Raw genomic sequence first — 18,555 nt, 5'->3', positions numbered from 1 at the left:
TGCCTTCTTGACCGTTTAACTTTTGACCTCGAGGGGCTAGTCACTGCAACTAGACAGGAGGCTCACCGTTCGCCCCATGGAAAGCGAGCAATCTGGAGCGGAAATCAACTACTTTTGGGGAGCAACTATATATACGAAAACACTTATTATATGGTACTCCCAATCGGTTTTAGGCTGAAATACACCAGGTACTCATTGACAGCATCTATATCATAGATTTTTTTGTTAATGAAAAATTTAAAGATTAAGTCGTTTGTATCACTGTGAGATAGTGAGTATCCTGCACTTTCCAGAAGCTCTTCTGTATCATCTTCGTCCAATTCCAAACCAAGAGCTAGCGCAAGTATTGTAATTTTTCTTGGTCTATAATCTGATTTAGAGCGAATCTTAGAAAAATGCTTTCGATCTAAGCCAGCTTTCTTATATATATCTGCGTCGGTTACACCTTTTTCATCAATCAGTTGAAAAAGCCTTTCTTGCAGCGTTGGCTTTTTGTTGTGATGAATAAACGCATCTAATTCAAAACGAAGACTGCTTTCTTCTAAACATTCCTCCATCATCTTAGGAGATCGACAAACTTCTAATTCCATTATGAAATAATCATTCAGGTAAGTTTCTAATTCTAATAAAAGCTTTTGATCAAGCATACCCGACCAACTCCTAAAATGTCGCTTCACAGGCGACCATTTGCTGAATCTTTCTAGCTATGATTATAGCATGACAAATGTTAGGAGATGGTTAAGGATGAACAAAAAAATAACAGAAATCGTATTTTTACTTGATCGAAGTGGTTCGATGTCAGGACTGGAGAGGGATACTATTGGAGGGTTTAACTCGTTTATAAAAAGGCAAGTTGAACGTAAGGGAAAAACACTTCTTACGACCGTTTTATTTGATGATCAGTATGAAATTCTATGGAATGGTGTAGCTGCAGAACAGGCGCATCTAACGAGCGAGGACTATTATGTACGCGGAACTACAGCGCTTTTAGATGCTGTAGGCAAAACCATATTGGATGTGGGTTACAGGCTATCACGCACTGAAGAAAACGATAGACCAGGTAAAGTGATCTTTGTGATTACGACAGATGGAATGGAAAACGCGAGTTCCGAATTCACACACGAAAAGGTAAAGAACCTTATTGAACATCAGCAAGAGAAATACAATTGGGATTTTATTTTTATGGGTGCAAATATTGATGTGATTGCTGAAGCTAAAAATCTTGGTATTAAAGAAGAAGATGCATTTCGTTTTGAAGCTACCGATGAAGGTGTAGAAAATTTATATGCCATGATGAGTGAAGAAATCATACAGCGAAGAAATAAATAATCTGACTATCAGACAGTCTCCATATACAGGAGAGTGTCTTTTTTTATGACATCATAAACAACATATTGCATATATTGGAAATATATAGTACATTACATACGTAATGCACTATAGTGGTAAGTTGGAGGTGAAGTACATTTGCTGCTAAATGCTGATAGTATGAAACCGATTTATGTTCAGATTTCAGAATGGCTCGAGAACGAGATCTTGAACGAATCGATTTCAGCAGATGAAAAAATATATTCGCAATATCAACTAGCTGAGATGTTTAATGTGAATCCGGCTACTGCCGGTAAAGGGATAAACTTATTGGCTGAAGATAATGTTCTTTATAAGAAAAGGGGATTAGGGATGTTTGTTGCGGCGGATGCAAGAAAAATTATCCTCGGTAAAAGAAAGAGTTCTAAGCTACATTCACTTGTAACCGAATTAGCCCAAGAAGCTGTACAGCTGCAAGTCGAAGAAGAAGAACTGATAACGATGATCAGAGATATGCACCAAAGAATAAAGGAGGAGCAATCATGAATGTTGTCGTTTGTCATGATCTGACTAAGCAATATGGTCGATCCAAAGCGATTCAAAATATGAACTTCCGTATAGCAGAAAACAAGATAACCGGTTTGATCGGAAGGAACGGAGCAGGAAAAACAACATTATTAAAAATAATGGCAGGTTATCTTCATCATTCTGCGGGTGACATACAAGTCTTTTCTGAAAATCCGTTTAATAATCTTAAGGTTTCGGCAAATACAATCTTCATCGATAACGAGATGAGTTTTTCACAAGGGTTAACATTAAAAGAACTGCTTGAAACAGCGGGGAGTTTTTATCCGAATTGGAACCACGAATTAGCATTGAAATTATTTGATTATTTTTCTTTTAACCCTAATCAATATCATGGAAATCTGTCAAAGGGAATGAAGAGCACGTTTAATATGATTGTTGGCTTAGCGGCACGCTGCCCACTCACGATCATGGATGAGCCAACAAGTGGGATGGATTCTGCGACACGTAAGGATTTTTACCGAGCGTTATTAAAAGAATACATCGCCTATCCAAGAACGATCATTCTTTCTAGCCATCTATTAGATGAAGTAGAAGATCTGTTAGAAGAGGTACTACTCATTAAGTCTGGTGAAAAGTGTCTTCACTTACCCATCGATCAACTAAAAGAGTACGCGATTGGCGTGAGAGGAAAGACGGTTAATGTGGAGAAGTGGACTGAAAAAATGGAACCGATTTCCTTGCAAGAGATCGGCGCAAATATGTCATATGCGGTCATAAGAAACGATCGTTCATTACAAGAGTTAGAGGATGCTAGACAGTTAGGGTTAGAAATCACGCCAGTTTCTGCAGAAGATATTTGTAGTTATCTAACAAGTAAAACAAAGGGTGGGATCGATCATGTATTTAGCAGAGGTTAAGGCTTGGGACATCGTGAAGAAACAATACCGCTATAAGCTAAAATCGTACTTTGGTGTTTTTACATCGTTAATCGTGATCCAGTTGCTAGCGATTCTTTTTTCTTTTAATGGAACGGGGTCGGGAAGTGGCTCCTCAAATTCAATACAATATGATTTTTACTATTACACAAGTGACATCATCCTCATTTTTATGATGATTTGGGCGTTCATAACAGCCATCATCATAACAACGAGAGCGTATCGTTATGATGATTTTTCGTTTGTGACTAATCGTACCATCAGTCAAGTTTCAAACATTCTATTTCTTTTATCAGCTAGTATTTTTGCAGGCATAACGGTTTATCTTTCTACTCATCTCTTTCAAATCTTGGCGTTTTACTTCAAAGATAATTATTCAATCATCGTTGATTCATTATCGTTTACTGAATTTGTCATGGGGATGATTACTTCCATTCTTTATATTTTTCTGTTTGCTTGCGCAGGGTATCTTGTTGGTATTTTAATTCAGCTTCATAAAGGTTTCTTGTTAATTATTCCTACTATCTTGTTTGGAGGCTTAATTTTGGATGGAGTTGGTGGCGATCCAGAATTATTTGTAAATATAACAAGGTTTTTTGGAGAAGAAACATCATTTATTCTGTTCATATGTAAAATTGCTCTCGTTTCGTCCCTTTTACTGCTAGCTAGCCTTGGGATTTCTAACAGAATGGAGGTAAGAAAATGATAATTATATCTTTCTTGCCAATTTTAATTGTGTTTATTATCGTCGCTTTTGGAATTGGAATCATGAGATCAAACACTAAAGTAAGCTTAGGAACAAGAAAAATTCGCTGGATCCTTGGCGGATATACATTTATTCTAGCGATTGCTACAGTTATTTCACTAAGCATCCTTCCAGACCACAAGAATGATCAAAAGGTAGCTACAGCAGCTGAAATGAACAAAATAGAAAACGCTCAAAACAGGGCAGTAAACAATTTGTATTCAGGAAATCTAGATGACCTTGATAAAGCATTTTTTGAAAAGAAGAAGTGGTCTTTCTCTACTGATAAAAAGTCGTTAGACATTGTTTTAACAGAGGGAGAAACAGGCATCATGAGTGTTCTTGCAGAACGAAAGAACGAAAATGATGGTGAAATTGAAGCGTCTTACTATATAGGAAAATCTTATATTGATGGTGTAGATTTCACAGAAGAATTGCATCCACCAGAGCTATTATTAAACGGACAACAGCTAACCGTAAATAACCCATCTTTAGTGACAGTTAGTTTCTCTAGGTTTTCACCAGGCTTTGCATACAGCCAGTTCTCTAAAGGTGGACACTTTAGTCAAGAAAATCGTAACTCTGTGATCGGTCGTGATTTTATTCTTTTAAAAGTACCTAAGGATATTGAGATAAATGGTGATATTAGCTGGATAAACGAATAGAGGGGAGCTTTTTACGTTGAAGAACCAAAATACATTACTAGACGCCTACAAAAATGCAAAATACCAAGTAACCGGACACGGAAAAAGAGACATTTCTGTTCTGTTAGATTCTCTTTCAAATCAAACCGGGCAGGAAGAAAGTGATATGTATGGCAGTGGCCACATCATTGATAGCTTTCAAGAAAAGATGGCTGCTTATTTAGGAAAAGAATCTGCTGTATTCTTCCCGAGTGGGACGATGGCTCAACAGATCGCCATGCGTATTTGGTGTGATGAAAAGGGTATCCAAAAAGTTGCGTATCATCCACTATGCCACTTGGAAATTCACGAAGAAGATGGTTTGAAAGAACTTCATCATATTGAACCCGTGCTGCTTACTGATGCTAATGAGATCATCAAGCTCGATGACGTTGTCAACATGATGGAGGACGTTTCTTGTTTACTACTGGAACTTCCTCAACGAGAAATCGGGGGGCAGCTGCCGAGTTTTGAAGAATTACAAGCTATTTCTGATTACTGCAGAGAAAAAGGAATTAAACTTCATCTTGACGGAGCAAGATTGTTTGAAATACTTCCCTATTATAAAAAGACGGCAGCTGAAGTTTGTGCACTTTTTGATAGTGTATATGTTTCTTTTTACAAAGGGATCGGTGGAGTTGCTGGTGCAATCTTAGCTGGGCCAAAAGACTTTACTGAAACATCAAAGGTTTGGAAAAGACGACATGGCGGTGACTTGATCAGTCTATATCCATATATCTTAAGCGCAGATTTTTATTTCGATCAGCGGGTTGGAAAAATGGAAGAGTACTATGAGGGTGCAAAGGAATTGGCAACGCTCTATAACGAGTGTGAAGGTGTACGTACACTCCCTATAACGCCAGTTTCAAACATGTTTCATGTCCATGTCCAAGCACCAAAGAATGAAGTGGAACGCATTTTTGCAGACACTTATGGTGAAAGTGGAGTTGGATTAACAGGACATCTTCGAGAGAATGGTGAGAATAGCTGTTTCTTTGAAGTAAGCATAGGTGACAATTATTCTACAGTACCTAAAAGTAATTTAAAACAGACGTTCACACTGCTAAACAAGAAGTTGAAGACAAGAGCTTCAGTATAAATAATAACGTTGTAACTAAGGATAAAACAGCAAAGAACTGCTAATCATAGCAGTTCTAGCTTGTACTAAAACTTAGTTATTCTCTGGATCCGTATCGTCGTTATAAGCACCTGGTGCTTGTTTCGCGTTAAACGTCCAATCCACTTTAAGCTTGTCTCCTTGGAACTGGTTTTGATCTTCGCCATTATCTACGAACTGGAACAATACGAACATTTTTTCTTTCTCACCTGGAGGAATACCATCAGGACGCTGAACTGTACCAACGAATTCATCAATTGCTGTTAGATCAGGTTGTTGTTCTTTAAGTTGGGCTAATGTTGTCTCAACAACAGGAACAGTTGCACTGCTCGTGTTGTACATGATTGTAATCTTAATGTGGTTTGCTAGATCATCTGTATTATCTGATTTTGCATCTTCAACTGTATATTTCGTATCTAGTAGTACTTGATAGATGTCTAGTGAACCCTTATTCTCAAACGTAAATTCACGGTACACTTCATCGCCTGGTTTGATGTTGTCAATGTTAACCACAGCGTTTGGATTGATGGAAAGATCTAACGTACCTGCAGCGAAAGTGTTCTTCGTTTCAAACGTGTCACTAAAGTAAGCGAACGTTCCTCCTCCCATTAAAGATAAACCTAGTGCAGCTGTCATAACGCCTTTGCTAATTGTCTTCGTAAACCCCATTCTTCTCAACCTCCATAGATATGTAATATAAATTTATTAAACTCGTATGTATGATTTAAATACATAGAGATCTAACCCAAGTTTATGCTTTTTCGACATCTAGTTTTCTAGCTGCTTTCACTATAGAAAAGACAGCTGAACTAAATAATAAGAACCCTGGAATAAATAACAAAAGTGCAGATGCTTCCTTAGATTGAGTTACATTTAATGCATATCCGGCATAAGGAATCGTAAATCCTGTGTAGCTTCCAACCACATCATTTGAAGGAACTGACCACATATCAGGTCCGTCATTGTTATCGCCCTTTGTGTGATAGGAAATTTGTCCGTTTTTATTTTCAACATCAATAATTCTATGAGTAATCAGCTTATCTTCCATTTGAAAAGTGATAATGTCGCCTTTTTTAAAGGTAGTGTTATCGACTGTCTGTTTAATAGAGATGATAGACCCTGTTTGAAAGATAGGCTCCATCGATCCAGATAATACCGCTTTAATCTGATAGCCAAAAACGGAAGGTTCTGATCCTGAAACACGGGACGATAGGATGATAAAAGCAAGCAAGCAGAGCAATACAATAAAAGAGGTACTTGCTAGTTTAGTCGTGAATTTCAACAGTCTTTTCGTCATGTTTTGTTTCTCCTTCACTTTGAATAGAATCATCAGCAAATTCGTTTTGTTCTATATGATCAGTAGCATTCTTCATCTCTGCTGAATTAATGGGACCTTCAATCTTCTTCTCAGCATCTTCTAACTTGTTGATACGAACTTCAATAGAATGGTGTAATTGTTTAATAGGTTGTAAGTTCACTGTTTCTTTTATTTTTTTGCTCAATTCGTTTGCCTCATTACACCCTTCATAGACAAATTGGTATGTCTTTGAATCCAGATTCCTTACCTGTTTCTCATAGTTCAAGAGCTCATTATGTATGTCTTGAAAATCATTGAGAAGTGAGTGAAGTGCTTGTTCTATTCTTGTAATCTTCTCGATCGTTTTTTTTAGCTCCTGTAAACTTGCATCATCAGCGGCGTTCGGAACGGTATTGGATAGAGAGAGTATGTCCGAATAAATGATCATAGCTTTTCCATTAAGATCTCCCACTGTGTCTGGAAAGACAATTGCAGCTGAAAGTTCAACCGGTTTTATTTGAGCTCGGCTTGAAAAGGCAGCTTCAGTTTGACCGGTAATTTGAGCACCACAATAAAAAGATAGAGAGCACAACCCCAATAGAACAGTTCCTTTATGAAGCTTGCCTTTCATATCAGCCCTCCTCGTCTAGTGATTTGACCCTATTATTGCAGAATGTGTTCGAGATTGTTATTGGGTTAATTATTCAAGAAATATGGACATTTTTTGTCGAATGAAGTCCTTAAAAGCTATTAACCCTTGAAAAACTAAGGATAAATTAACCCAATTGACCACATTTGTAATGTTCTTAATAATTGGAATTATTCCGGAAGCACAATTTGATGAAGAGGTGAATGGGTTGAAAAAGAAAAGACAAAAACGATTGAACAAAAAAGTGGTAATTCCAGCAGTTCTAGCATTGTCCGTTACACTTGGAGGATTTTCATTACCTGGATCTAATGCACACGCGAATCCTACAACTGTTTTATTCCAAGCTCCTGAAGGGTTGAGTAAAGCTGAAATCGTTAAAGCGTATCTTCAATCACAGGTCGTTTCCGAGGTTGGAGCGAAATCAGCATCTACAATAGGAGAGCAGTTTAAGATCGTAGAAGAGTTTACAGATAGTAGCACAAATACATACCACGTGCGTACTATTGAGCAATACAACGGGATTCCCATCTACGGCAGTGGACAAACCGTTGCATTAGATGCAAACAACAATGTGTACGCATCATTTGGGAAGGTAACTCAAAAACTAGGTCGATCGATCATTTCGACAGATCCGTCCATATCGAAGGAAGCTGCAGAAAGAACAGCGAAAGAGCAAGTAGTTGCTGAGATTGGAGAAGTTAAGCAGTATGACGGAGTAGAAACAGAATTAACAATCTATCCGCATGAAGGCAGAAACTACTTAACGTATTTAGTTAAAGTTTCGACTTCTGTTCCTGCACCTGGGTTTTATCATTATTTTATAGATGCAACAACGGGTGAGATCGTTGATCAGTTTAACGCGGTACATGAAGCAGATGCTCCAGCAGTAACACCGATAACAGGAAGAGGACTAGATTTATTCGGTAAAGTTCAAAACTTTATCGCTGTAAAAGATAGTACATCCGGGAAAAGCTATCTGCATGGTGCGGCAATAGGAGGAGGAACAACGACGAATCCAAACATCGTCCCAGTTCATACGTACAAAGCGAACCGCATGGGTGAAACACCTTTCATCCTACTATCCGGACTTTTTGGGTTCTCAGGTTTTGAAGTAGAAACAGGTACGTCTTTCTTTGCTGATCCAGCAGCGGTTTCAGCTCATACGAACTCTATCAAAGTAAATACGTATTACCAAAATATCCACAAACGTAACAGTATCGATGGAAACGGAATGCCGATCATAAGCACGGTCCACATTGGGTCTAAATGGAACAATGCAGCATGGAACGGAAAGCAGATGCTTTACGGAGATGGTGACGGTATTCTGTTCAGTTCATTAGCAGGTGCGATGGATGTTGCAGGTCATGAGATGACACATGGTGTAATCTCAAAAACAGCAAACTTAACCTATCAAGGAGAATCAGGTGCGATTAATGAATCACTAGCTGATATCTTCGGTGCGTTGTCTGAGATGCATTCACACGGATTAACAAGTCCATCTGAGTGGGAGATGGGTGAAGACATTTACACACCAAACGTACCTGGTGATGGAGGACTTCGTTCCATGAGTAATCCAAAGTCCAGAAAGCTATCTGCAGCTTATGGATTGAAGGATAATGCATATCCTGATCACTATGAAGACCGTTACTTAGGTGAGCTGGATAAGGGTGGGGTTCATATTAACAGCTCCATCAACAATAAAGCAGCTTATCTCATCTCTGAAGGAGGAGAGCACCACGGAGTTAAAGTCACGGGTATCACACGTTCGAAAACAGAGAAAATCTTTTACCGTGCGTTAACGAACTATCTTGTACCGTCATCAGGATTCAAAGAGATGCGTGCTGCAGCGATTCAATCCGCTCGAGATCTTTATCCAGACCGAAATGGAGCTCCATCTGCCGAAACAAAAGCGGTAATGGCAGCATACGATGCGATTGGTGTACCGGCTCAATAAGCAGTGTGATCCACGAGAGAGTATTCTTTCGTGGATTTTTTATGGAAAAATGGTGAGCATTAAGACTCAAAAAAATGACTTTAGAAGGAAAAAAATAATTTAGAAAGAAACTTTTATCATTAAACATTTGTTCATGAGGAGAGACACATATGATCGAGGGAGAAATTATTAAATTTTATCGGAAAAGAAGAGGACTTTCTCAAGAGCAACTGGGCAAAGATATTTGTACGACAACACATGTTAGTAAAATTGAGCGGGGGCAGACGAAGTATTCAACGGAGATTATAACCTTATTCTCAAAACGGCTAGATATCGACATACAGAAGGAGATGCAGTTCTTTCAAGATATGGAGAAGAAACTTCATCAATGGCACAACTCTATTATCATGCAAAGAATGAAGGAAGTAGAGAAAACAAAAAGTGAATTAGATCAATTTCCGATTGTTAAATCCTCAAAACATGCAGCACTTTATCAGCTAGTGCTTGCTCGTTATTATCTTTTAAAAAAAGAGCCACAAAAAACAGCAGAGATTTTAAACCGAATAAAAACTGAGCATCTGACTCCTTTTGAATACAACATGTATAAGCATGTAAAAGGAATCTATTATTTGGAGAAGTACAACAATTTTTATGTTGAGAATCGCAAGAAAGCGATCGAGCTCTTGAGTACGATTGATAAGATTGCCTATGGAAATGAAGAATACTGTTATCATTTAGCGATGGCTTATCAATGGGTTGAATCAAAAACGATGGCTTATATCAATGCCAAAAAAGCAGTGGACTATTTTAAGAGAAACAACAACTTCTCAAGAGCCATCCAAGCAGAATCAGTCATGCTGCTTCAAATAGAATGCGCCACTCAGCATGAATTTGAACAAAAAGTTAACCGTTACCTTCAGTTGATTCAGGATAGTGAAACGCTAAACGAAATTGGTATTATCGGAATGCTTCTGCATAATCTAGGGCTTGAATTTTTCAAAAGAAAAGATTATGAGAATGCGCACATCTATTATCGAAAAGCGTTAAAGATGGCTGATAAAAAAACAGCGATCTATTTAAATCGATTGTATAATTTTTTGGACAATAGTATCGATGGAAAACTTCAGTCTCAAAGGCAGAATTTAAAAAGTGCAGAAGAAGGATTAACAGCAGCTAAAATGGTAAAGCACCAGTTATATTTGCATTTGTTTCAACTTCACCTGTATATCTTAAAGGGCGAGATGGAGGCTTATTTCAGTTACTTAGAAAATATAGCAATGCCATTTTTTCAAGCTCATAATCAATTTAGCAGGATCGATAAGTTTGGAAAGCAGCTATACCACTATTATGCCGATACGAAGCAGTACGAGAAAGCAATTGAAATTTCCTCTCTGTTTCTAGCTAGAGATTAAATAAAGTCATGCAAGATAGGTTGGATAAAAAGTCCCCTGTCTTTTTTTGTTCGAAAAAGTTAGAAAATTTATATTGAAAGTTATTTTACTGTCAGTTATAATTTTTATTAACGAAAGCGCTTTCGGTAAAGAGGAGATAACAATGGCTACAATCTATGATATTGCAAAAAAGACGGGTTTCTCAACGACAACCGTCTCAAAGGCACTCAATAACTATTCTGATGTGAGTGAAAAAACGAAGCAGAAGATTCTACAAGCAGTCGAAGAAATGGGATATCTGCCTAATGCACATGCCCAATCGCTTTCTACAAAAAAGTCTTGGACGATTGGTGTGATGTTTTCTGAATCGAATGAAGTAGGAATGAAACATCCTTTCTTTAGTGCCATAATAGAAAGTTTTAGAAAGAATGCAGAACGAGAGGGATATGATCTGATCTTCGCTTCAAGAAATCTGCGTAATCGGGATATCAGCTATTTAGAACACTTTTCTTACCGTGCCGTTGATGGCATTGTAGTAATCTGTTCTGATCCACAAGATCCGCAAGTACAAGAGATGATAAACAGCACGATTCCTATCGTTGTTATAGATATGAACAAACAGAACTGCAGTCTTGTCTTCTCGGATAATATTGAAGGTGGAAAGCTGGCAGTTAACTACTTGCATTCACTTGGTCATACAAAGATCGCTCATATCGCTGGCGATGCTTTAACTGATGCAGGTGCAGAAAGAATTAAAGGATTTAAAAAAGCGATGAATGAGTTGAACCTGCCGATTCATGAAGGCTACCTTATCAATGGTGGATTGTTCTCAATCGGTGAAGGCAAAGCGGCCATGGAAAAGCTGTTGATGTTAGATGATGTACCTACAGCGGTATTTGTTGCAGGAGATCATATGGCTATCGGTGCAATTGAGGCCATAAAAGAGAAGGGTTTATCTGTACCCGAAGATATTTCAATCATCGGTTATGATGATATTGAAATGGCAGCATACATTACACCGAAGTTAACGACGATTAAGCAAGATACGGATATGATTGGATACCAAGCAGCAAAGTTGTTGATGAAACAAATTATCCAAAAGAAAAAACTGATTACATCCAAACGTATTCCAGTCGAACTAATCATTCGAGAATCATGCTCACAAAAAAAATAAAAATTTTTTTAGGATAATTCGAAAGCGGTTTCGAATATTTATTTTGAAACAAAACGAAACCGCTTTCGCTCTATAAATTTTAAAGAAGGAAGGGGTTTATACATGAAAAGGAAGTTAAGTATCTTTTTGGTATCAATTTTGTTGGTGGGATTATTTGCAGGTTGTTCAAGCGATTCGAAAACATCTGGTAATGGCAAGAAAGATGTTGATCTAAGAATCTGGTCGTTTACAGATGAATTAAAGAAACCGATCAAAACATTTGAGGAAAAGAATGGCGTAAAAGTGGAGTTAACGATTGTTCCGATCGCTGACTACCCGACAAAATTAAAGCCAGTACTTGAGAGTGGTGTTGGAGCTCCTGACGTTTTCACGGGCGAGATCGCATTCTTAAAACAATGGGTTGATGCAGGCTATTGGGAGAACTTATCTGAAAAGCCTTATAACGCAGATAAGCTTTCTGATAAGTATGTACCTTATGTATTTGACCTTGGTAAAGATAAAGATGGCGATGTACGCGCTCTTTCTTGGCAAACAACGCCAGGAGGCATCTATTATAAGCGAAGCATTGCAAAGGAAGTATTAGGAACAGACGATCCAACTCAAGTTGGTGAAATGATGAGCTCTATGGATAAGGTGTTTGAAGTAGCAGAAAAGATGAAGTCAAAAGGCTATAGCATGTTCCCAGATGAAGGTGCGATCCGCTGGTTCACACAAGGTGACAATCCACAGCCTTGGGTAAACGACAAGAATGAGCTTCAGCTAACGGAAGAAAAAATGGAGTACATGGATTACTCGAAAAAGCTTCGTGATAATCAATACACTGCTCTAGCACCTGAATGGTCACCATCTTGGTTCGAAGGCATGGATAAGCCGATCAAGGTAAAAGAGGGTGGCAAGGAAAAAGAAACCCAAGTGTTTTCATATGTTCTTCCTACATGGGGATTACATAGCGTCCTGAAAACCAATGTTAAGGAATCTGTTGGTGACTGGGCGGTAACGAGTGGTCCGAGTCCTTATTTCTGGGGTGGAACATGGCTTGGTGTATACAACAAATCGGATAATAAGGAACTTGCTTATAAATTTGTGAAAATGATGACACAAGACGATGAGTTCTTAACATCTTGGAGTAAAGAAACAGGTGATGTCCTTTCTTATCTACCTGTAACAGAGACAATTAAAGATGACTTTAGCGACAAATTCTTAGGTGGACAGAACAACTATCAATTCTTCCTGGATCAATCTACTAAGATCACACCTGGGATCGTGACGAAGTACGATCAGCAGCTAGATACGCTTTACGGAAATGCCGTTCAGCAATATGTAACAGGTAAGAAATCTAAAAAAGAAGCGATTAAAGAATTTTATCAAAAAGCACAAAATGCTTATCCAGACATCAAAGTACCGAAAAAATAAGTTTTATGGACGGTGGCGGGAAACTTTTTCTCGCCACTGACCTATCTATTGAAAGGGGGAGGAGAGATGAAAAATTTAAACCGTTATGGCTATTTTTTTATTGCTCCGTTTTGGCTCGTCTTCTTAGTGTTCAGTATATATCCCGTCGCCCTAACCTTTTATTATAGCTTTACAAATTATACAGGCAGTGGTGAAGCACAGTTAGTAGGTCTAGCAAACTATAAACGACTCCTTACAGACACATATTTTGTTGAAGCTTTTTTTAACACATGGAAGATATGGGGTGTGAACTTCGCACTTCAAATGGGACTTGCTCTTATCCTGGCTATGATCTTTTCAGATATGAGAGTGAAATTAAAAGGTATCGCATTCTTTCGAGCGATCTTTTATCTACCAAATTTAATTACGATCAGTTCGGTTGCTCTATTATTCGGGATTTTACTAGATTGGCAGCACGGTTCATTAAACATGATGTTGATGAAGGTAGGAATCATTTCAGATCCGATCAACTGGCTTAACGAACCAACGAGTGCACAGTTATCGATCTCATTGATTTTAACGTGGATGTGGTTTGGGCACTCTTTTATCGTTGTGATGGCAGGCGTATCAGGTATATCGAAAGACTACTACGAAGCAGCATTGATCGATGGTGCAAATCGCTGGCAGACGTTTTCTAAGATTACGATTCCGCTATTGAAGCCTATCCTGCTTTATATCATGATTACCTCGCTCATTGGAGGTCTTCAATTGTTTGATCTACCGATGCTTTTAACAGATGGAATAGGATCACCAGATGGCTCGTTAAATACGATGGTGCTCTATTTATACAATCAAGCCTTCAAGTATAACAACTACGGATATGCTGCAGCAGTCGCATACGGGTTATTTGTTATAACGCTCATCTTCTCTGCTTTCATTTTCAAAGGGATGTATGGGAAAGAACGTAAACAACCAAGGCAGGTGTAAAGCATGATAGGAAAAACAGCGGTAGATAATAGCCTTTCAAATTCTGTTGAAAAGAAAAGTGTTATAGAAACAAAACCGAAGCGGAAAGTCAGCATACCAAAAATTCTGATCTATACCGTATTGATCGTTATGGCAATCGTGTGTTTCATTCCGTTCTTAATGATGCTTGTTAATGCCACACGCTCAAATGAAGCGATCCTTTCAGGCTTCACCCTTCTTCCAGGTAGTGCAATCGTTGAAAACTATCAAACGATGATGAGCTATATCAATATTTGGGCGGGTTTTAAGAACAGCTTAATCATCTCCGTTCTCGTAACGTTGTTATCCGGTTACTTCTCAGCGTTAACAGCTTATGGATTTGCGTTCTACGTGTTTAAAGGTAAGAATGCGATGTTCGTTTTCATGTTAGTGATGATGATGGTCCCAGGCCAGTTAGGGTTGATCGGATTTTATGAGTTATGTAAGAACTTAGGGATATTAGATACGTATATTCCGTTAATCATTCCTGCTGCAGCAAGTCCTTTCGTGGTGTTCTTCCTGCGCCAGTACATTTTAACAACGCTGCATCCAAGTTTGATTGAGGCGGCACGAATTGATGGAGCAAGTGAATTTAAAATCTTTCATACGATCGCAATTCCAATCATGATGCCTGCTATTGCGACCATGTCTATCTTCACGTTTATCGGGTCGTGGAACAACTACATCATGCCGTTAGTTGTATTATTCTCACCTGAAAAGTTCACGCTTCCTGTGTTGATGGGCTTCTTAAAAGGTTCACAAGTGGCTCAAAACTTGGGGTCTATGTATTTAGGTATCGCGATCTCCGTGGTGCCGATCATGGTAGCGTTCCTATTTTTATCAAAATATATCGTTAACAGCATTTCAGCAGGTTCTATCAAAGAATAGAGGAGAGAAACAGTTATGCATTTTAATAAGTCATTCGTGTTTGGTACAGCAACATCTTCTTATCAAATTGAGGGAGCTCGTCTTGAAGGAGGCAGAACACTTTCAATCTGGGATACGTTCTGTGATACGCCTGGAAAAGTATATCAACAGCATAATGGAAGCATAGCGTGTGATCATTACTACCGATTTGAAGAAGATATTCAGCAGATTAAGAAGCTTGGCGTAGAAACGTATCGCTTCTCAGTTTCCTGGCCCCGTATTTTTCCTGAAAAGGGTGTTTTGAATGCAGAGGGAATGGACTTCTACAAGAAATTAACGCAGCGTTTACGTGAAGAAGGAATCAAACCTGCGATTACGCTTTACCACTGGGACCTCCCACTATGGGCTCATGAAGAAGGCGGATGGGTAAACCGTGAGTCAGTCGATTGGTTTATGGAGTTAGCAAAAGTTTGCTTCCAAGAGCTTGATGCAGAGGTGGATTCTTGGATTACGCATAACGAGCCGTGGTGTGCTGGTTTCTTAGGTTATCATCAAGGATTTCATGCGCCAGGACATACGAACATGGACGAAGCTGTTAAAGCGGTACACCACATGCTTCTTTCTCACGGAAAAGCTGTACAATATTTAAAGAACGAGCTTCAATCCAAAACGCCGATCGGTATTACGTTAAACCTGTCACCTATCTATGCAAAAACAGATTCTGCGAACGATCAGCTTGCAGCGAATAATGCTGACGGTTATTCCAATCGCTGGTTCTTAGATCCTGTTTTCAAAGGGCAGTACCCTGTTGATATGATGAACTTGTTCTCTAAATATGTTCATTCGTATGATTTTATCGAAGCAGGGGATATGGAAATCATCTCAACGTCTTGTGATTTCTTTGGCATCAACTATTATAGCCGAGGGATTGTTGAGTTCTCTGCAGCGAATGACTTCTTACATAGAGGGGCTCATTCTGATTATGAAAAGACCGGCATGGGATGGGACATAGCGCCAGAAGAATTTAAAGATCTGATCAGAAGATTGAGACAGGAGTATACGGATCTTCCTATCTATATTACCGAGAATGGTGCAGCCTTTGATGACGTGCTAGAGAACGGACGCGTCCACGACTCTGGCCGTGTGGATTATATCGAAAAGCATCTTCAAGCAGTTTCTGATCTGAACGATGAAGGCATGAATATTGAAGGGTACTACCTATGGTCTCTCATGGATAATTTTGAGTGGAGCTTCGGATATGACAAACGATTTGGAATCATCTACGTAGATTTTGATTCTCAAGAGCGAATCTGGAAAGATAGCGCATACCGTTATGCAGAAATCGTGAAGAACAGAGGAACCAATAACAGCAACAAAGAAACAGATGCTATTACAGTAAGCTAATTTATTTCTAAGATAATAATAACCATTGAAGTCCCTGACATAGGTTAGGGACTTTTTTGTTTTGTGTAAAATTTTCTTGAGTGGGGAAGCTAAAAGCGTATAGGAGGGTTAGACATGAAGGATAAAAATGAAGAACGTATCGATGAAGAAACATCAGACGGAATGAATGAGTTAGTAGAAATCATCAACGCAAAAGGTGACACCGGTGAATTGAAGGAAATCGTTGAGAAATATGATAATAAAAAGGAACACTCCCCGTTATGCAATGATGATTTTTTCTATGCGGACCTTCGAGCCATTGCGGAAGACTGTGCTAAGGAAGATTAAAGTTTTAAAACTGGCAGAAACGCTGATGATAGCGATTCTGCCAGTCTATTTTTTGGAGTGCGCGAATAAGTTAAGTTTGCACTGCTATGTTGAGGTAGGGGGTATAGGGCTAGTGTGTCTTGTCGAAGTGTGACGACTCGCCGGTTTATGACCAAAACTCGCCGGAATAAATCCGAAATTTCTAGTATTATTTCAAAAATTTCTCAAGATAGTAGTCGCAAACCCCGCCCAGTTTTATCAGAAGCTATATCCATCAATAGCTACTTAACGTGTAATTTGAGTTAGCTGTTGTATATCTTCAACAGCATAATCAGCAATCAATGAGGAAGAGTGAGATTTATGAATGAGTTCTAAACTTTTCTGCATGTTACATAATAAAGCTTCGTTATTAAATAGCCTCTGAACATTCTCCACAATTTCGTCTGCGGTATGAACAACTATTGCAGCACCTTTTTCTTCAAAATACTTAGCATTTTCTCCTTCTTGGCCAGGAACGGGCTTATATAGAATAAGTGGCACTCTTACAGCAGCAGCTTCAGTAATGGAGATGCCACCTGGCTTGGTTACTACGCAATGGGAAATCTTTAAGACTTCATGAAGTTCGTCTACGTAAGCGAATAATCGGAATGAACCTGGATGTTGTTCGGCTAGTGGTGTTAATTTCTCATACAACGTTTTATTCTTGCCACATACTACAATTACTCGCAGAGAAGGATCTTTTAATAAAAGCTGAGTAAGAACCTTAACATTCCTTAGCACACCTTGAGCACCAGCTAGGAGCGTCACGACACGTTTACTTGGCGTAACTCCGTATTTAGTAAACACTTTCTCTTTATGAATTGGGCGATAAAAGTCTGAACGAATGGGAATACCGCTAACAGTAATTCTATTTTCTGCCACACCATGTTTGATCAGTCCGTTTTTGACTGAATCAGACGCAACAAAATAATGATCAATCGCTGGATTGATCCAAAATGGATGAGCGAAATAATCAGTGATCACGGTATAGATGGGGATGTTAAACCGTGATTTTTTAATAAGAAATGGCGCAGCGTGAAGGGGAAAGGTTGTTATTACAAAACGGGGTTGATGTTCTTTAATCAATTCTAGAAATCTTTTTCTTCCTAAATAACGAGAGAATTGTGTAATCGTATTGGCATTCAATTTGTTTGTTCCATAATAAAACCATTTATAAAAAGAAGAGCCGTGTGAAAAGCTTTTGATAAATATGGATTGCGTAACTTGGGACATGATGGGGTGAGCTTCACCAAATAAATCAGATATGACAGGTTGAAATCCTTTACTCTTCATTTCTTCAGCGAGGACATTAGCCACTTGAACATGACCGCTGCCATAGTTAGCTGTAAGGATTAATGCTGTTGGACGTATCATTAGAAAACCTCCCCAGTCTTTTGAGATAAGAATAGCAGGAGATTTTAAACGTGATATGAAGAAGATTAAAAGGTTTTGTAAAAAGTAAAAATTGTTAGTGGTACAATAAGATAGATTCAAAATTTCATAAGATCCGATAATTATGGTGTCTGTTGCAGACTTAATAGGGAATCTGGTGTGAGGCCAGGACTGTACCCGCAACTGTAAGTGCTGACGAAATAAGCAAAACCACTGTCTATCTGACGGGAAGGGCTTAGAGTAGGCTGATGCACGAGTCAGGAGACCTGCCATCTTTATAGCGTTGATCTTCTTCGGGAGTTGGGAAGATAGGACGAGGGATATTTAATAGATCATTCTTTCTGTTATGTATTCTTACGTACCCGTCTTTCGTGATGGGTATTTTTCTTT

Annotated in this window: 19 protein-coding genes and 1 riboswitch; of the genes, 14 read left to right on the top strand and 5 right to left on the bottom strand. The window is 38.7% G+C overall.

Going from position 1 to position 18,555, the window contains the following annotated elements:
• Window positions 1-146: 146 nt before the first annotated feature.
• Window positions 147-647: a hypothetical protein gene (locus IHV12_RS19200; RefSeq protein ID WP_197191920.1), complete on the bottom strand. Its 501-nt coding sequence runs from the start codon at window positions 645-647 to the stop codon at window positions 147-149.
• 97 nt (window positions 648-744) lie between these two features.
• Between IHV12_RS19200 and IHV12_RS19195 the strand changes: the two genes are divergently transcribed.
• The 6 genes from IHV12_RS19195 (at window position 745) to IHV12_RS19170 (ending at window position 5,298) form a co-directional block, all read left to right on the top strand.
• Window positions 745-1,329 (top strand): vWA domain-containing protein, encoded by a 585-nt coding sequence (locus IHV12_RS19195; RefSeq protein ID WP_197132337.1) that lies wholly within the window; start codon window positions 745-747, stop codon window positions 1,327-1,329.
• 159 nt (window positions 1,330-1,488) lie between these two features.
• Window positions 1,489-1,854: a GntR family transcriptional regulator gene (locus IHV12_RS19190; protein WP_370568852.1), complete on the top strand. Its 366-nt coding sequence runs from the start codon at window positions 1,489-1,491 to the stop codon at window positions 1,852-1,854.
• Window positions 1,851-2,753, top strand: coding sequence for an ABC transporter ATP-binding protein (locus tag IHV12_RS19185; RefSeq protein WP_197191918.1), 903 nt, complete (start codon window positions 1,851-1,853; stop codon window positions 2,751-2,753). The genes IHV12_RS19190 and IHV12_RS19185 overlap by 4 nt, the downstream gene beginning before the upstream one ends.
• A complete protein-coding gene (locus tag IHV12_RS19180; RefSeq protein WP_197191917.1) occupies window positions 2,734-3,477 on the top strand; it encodes a hypothetical protein in 744 nt (247 codons plus the stop codon). Before IHV12_RS19185 ends, IHV12_RS19180 begins: the two co-directional genes overlap by 20 nt.
• On the top strand, window positions 3,474-4,181 hold the full coding sequence (locus IHV12_RS19175) for a hypothetical protein (RefSeq protein ID WP_197191916.1): 708 nt from the start codon (window positions 3,474-3,476) through the stop codon (window positions 4,179-4,181). The genes IHV12_RS19180 and IHV12_RS19175 overlap by 4 nt, the downstream gene beginning before the upstream one ends.
• Window positions 4,182-4,197: 16 nt before the next feature.
• Window positions 4,198-5,298 (top strand): threonine aldolase family protein, encoded by a 1,101-nt coding sequence (locus IHV12_RS19170; RefSeq protein WP_197191915.1) that lies wholly within the window; start codon window positions 4,198-4,200, stop codon window positions 5,296-5,298.
• A gap of 72 nt (window positions 5,299-5,370) precedes the next feature.
• Here IHV12_RS19170 and IHV12_RS19165 read toward each other — a convergent pair whose 3' ends face one another.
• The 3 genes from IHV12_RS19165 to IHV12_RS19155 all read right to left on the bottom strand — a co-directional run bounded on the left by IHV12_RS19165 (window position 5,371) and on the right by IHV12_RS19155 (window position 7,244).
• The gene (locus IHV12_RS19165) at window positions 5,371-5,985 is read right to left on the bottom strand and encodes a TasA family protein (protein ID WP_191754436.1); all 615 of its coding nucleotides are present in this window, start codon (window positions 5,983-5,985) and stop codon (window positions 5,371-5,373) included.
• An 82-nt stretch (window positions 5,986-6,067) separates the two neighbouring features.
• On the bottom strand, window positions 6,068-6,613 hold the full coding sequence (sipW, locus tag IHV12_RS19160) for a signal peptidase I SipW (RefSeq protein ID WP_197191914.1): 546 nt from the start codon (window positions 6,611-6,613) through the stop codon (window positions 6,068-6,070).
• Window positions 6,582-7,244, bottom strand: coding sequence for a DUF4047 domain-containing protein (locus IHV12_RS19155; protein ID WP_197191913.1), 663 nt, complete (start codon window positions 7,242-7,244; stop codon window positions 6,582-6,584). Before IHV12_RS19155 ends, sipW begins: the two co-directional genes overlap by 32 nt.
• A gap of 154 nt (window positions 7,245-7,398) precedes the next feature.
• Here IHV12_RS19155 and IHV12_RS19150 point away from each other — a divergent pair, with 154 nt between their 5' ends.
• The 8 genes from IHV12_RS19150 to IHV12_RS19115 all read left to right on the top strand — a co-directional run bounded on the left by IHV12_RS19150 (window position 7,399) and on the right by IHV12_RS19115 (window position 16,755).
• Window positions 7,399-9,216 (top strand): M4 family metallopeptidase, encoded by a 1,818-nt coding sequence (locus IHV12_RS19150; protein WP_370568851.1) that lies wholly within the window; start codon window positions 7,399-7,401, stop codon window positions 9,214-9,216.
• A gap of 149 nt (window positions 9,217-9,365) precedes the next feature.
• Window positions 9,366-10,607, top strand: a complete 1,242-nt coding sequence (locus tag IHV12_RS19145) for a helix-turn-helix domain-containing protein (protein ID WP_197132364.1) — start codon at window positions 9,366-9,368, stop codon at window positions 10,605-10,607.
• A gap of 142 nt (window positions 10,608-10,749) precedes the next feature.
• On the top strand, window positions 10,750-11,760 hold the full coding sequence (locus IHV12_RS19140) for a LacI family DNA-binding transcriptional regulator (protein ID WP_197132367.1): 1,011 nt from the start codon (window positions 10,750-10,752) through the stop codon (window positions 11,758-11,760).
• Window positions 11,761-11,862: 102 nt separating this feature from the next.
• Window positions 11,863-13,173 carry an ABC transporter substrate-binding protein gene (locus tag IHV12_RS19135; RefSeq protein WP_197132370.1) on the top strand — a complete coding sequence of 437 codons (1,311 nt, stop codon included), beginning with the start codon at window positions 11,863-11,865 and terminating at the stop codon, window positions 13,171-13,173.
• Between the two features lie 66 nt (window positions 13,174-13,239).
• A complete protein-coding gene (locus tag IHV12_RS19130; RefSeq protein ID WP_137791430.1) occupies window positions 13,240-14,139 on the top strand; it encodes a carbohydrate ABC transporter permease in 900 nt (299 codons plus the stop codon).
• Between the two features lie 129 nt (window positions 14,140-14,268).
• Window positions 14,269-15,045: a carbohydrate ABC transporter permease gene (locus IHV12_RS19125; protein ID WP_225218915.1), complete on the top strand. Its 777-nt coding sequence runs from the start codon at window positions 14,269-14,271 to the stop codon at window positions 15,043-15,045.
• A gap of 15 nt (window positions 15,046-15,060) precedes the next feature.
• A complete protein-coding gene (locus tag IHV12_RS19120; RefSeq protein WP_197191912.1) occupies window positions 15,061-16,428 on the top strand; it encodes a GH1 family beta-glucosidase in 1,368 nt (455 codons plus the stop codon).
• Window positions 16,429-16,542: 114 nt separating this feature from the next.
• Window positions 16,543-16,755, top strand: a complete 213-nt coding sequence (locus IHV12_RS19115; RefSeq protein WP_197191911.1) for a hypothetical protein — start codon at window positions 16,543-16,545, stop codon at window positions 16,753-16,755.
• 264 nt (window positions 16,756-17,019) lie between these two features.
• Here IHV12_RS19115 and IHV12_RS19110 read toward each other — a convergent pair whose 3' ends face one another.
• Window positions 17,020-18,147 (bottom strand): MGDG synthase family glycosyltransferase, encoded by a 1,128-nt coding sequence (locus IHV12_RS19110; RefSeq protein WP_197191910.1) that lies wholly within the window; start codon window positions 18,145-18,147, stop codon window positions 17,020-17,022.
• 126 nt (window positions 18,148-18,273) lie between these two features.
• Window positions 18,274-18,453: riboswitch (cobalamin riboswitch) on the top strand.
• Window positions 18,454-18,555: the final 102 nt, after the last annotated feature.

The organism is Fictibacillus sp. 7GRE50 (assembly GCF_015903875.1).
Lineage (GTDB): Bacteria > Bacillota > Bacilli > Bacillales > Fictibacillaceae > Fictibacillus > Fictibacillus phosphorivorans.
Note: the sequence above shows the minus strand (reverse complement) of the source record. Positions and strands in the feature narration are given on the sequence as shown.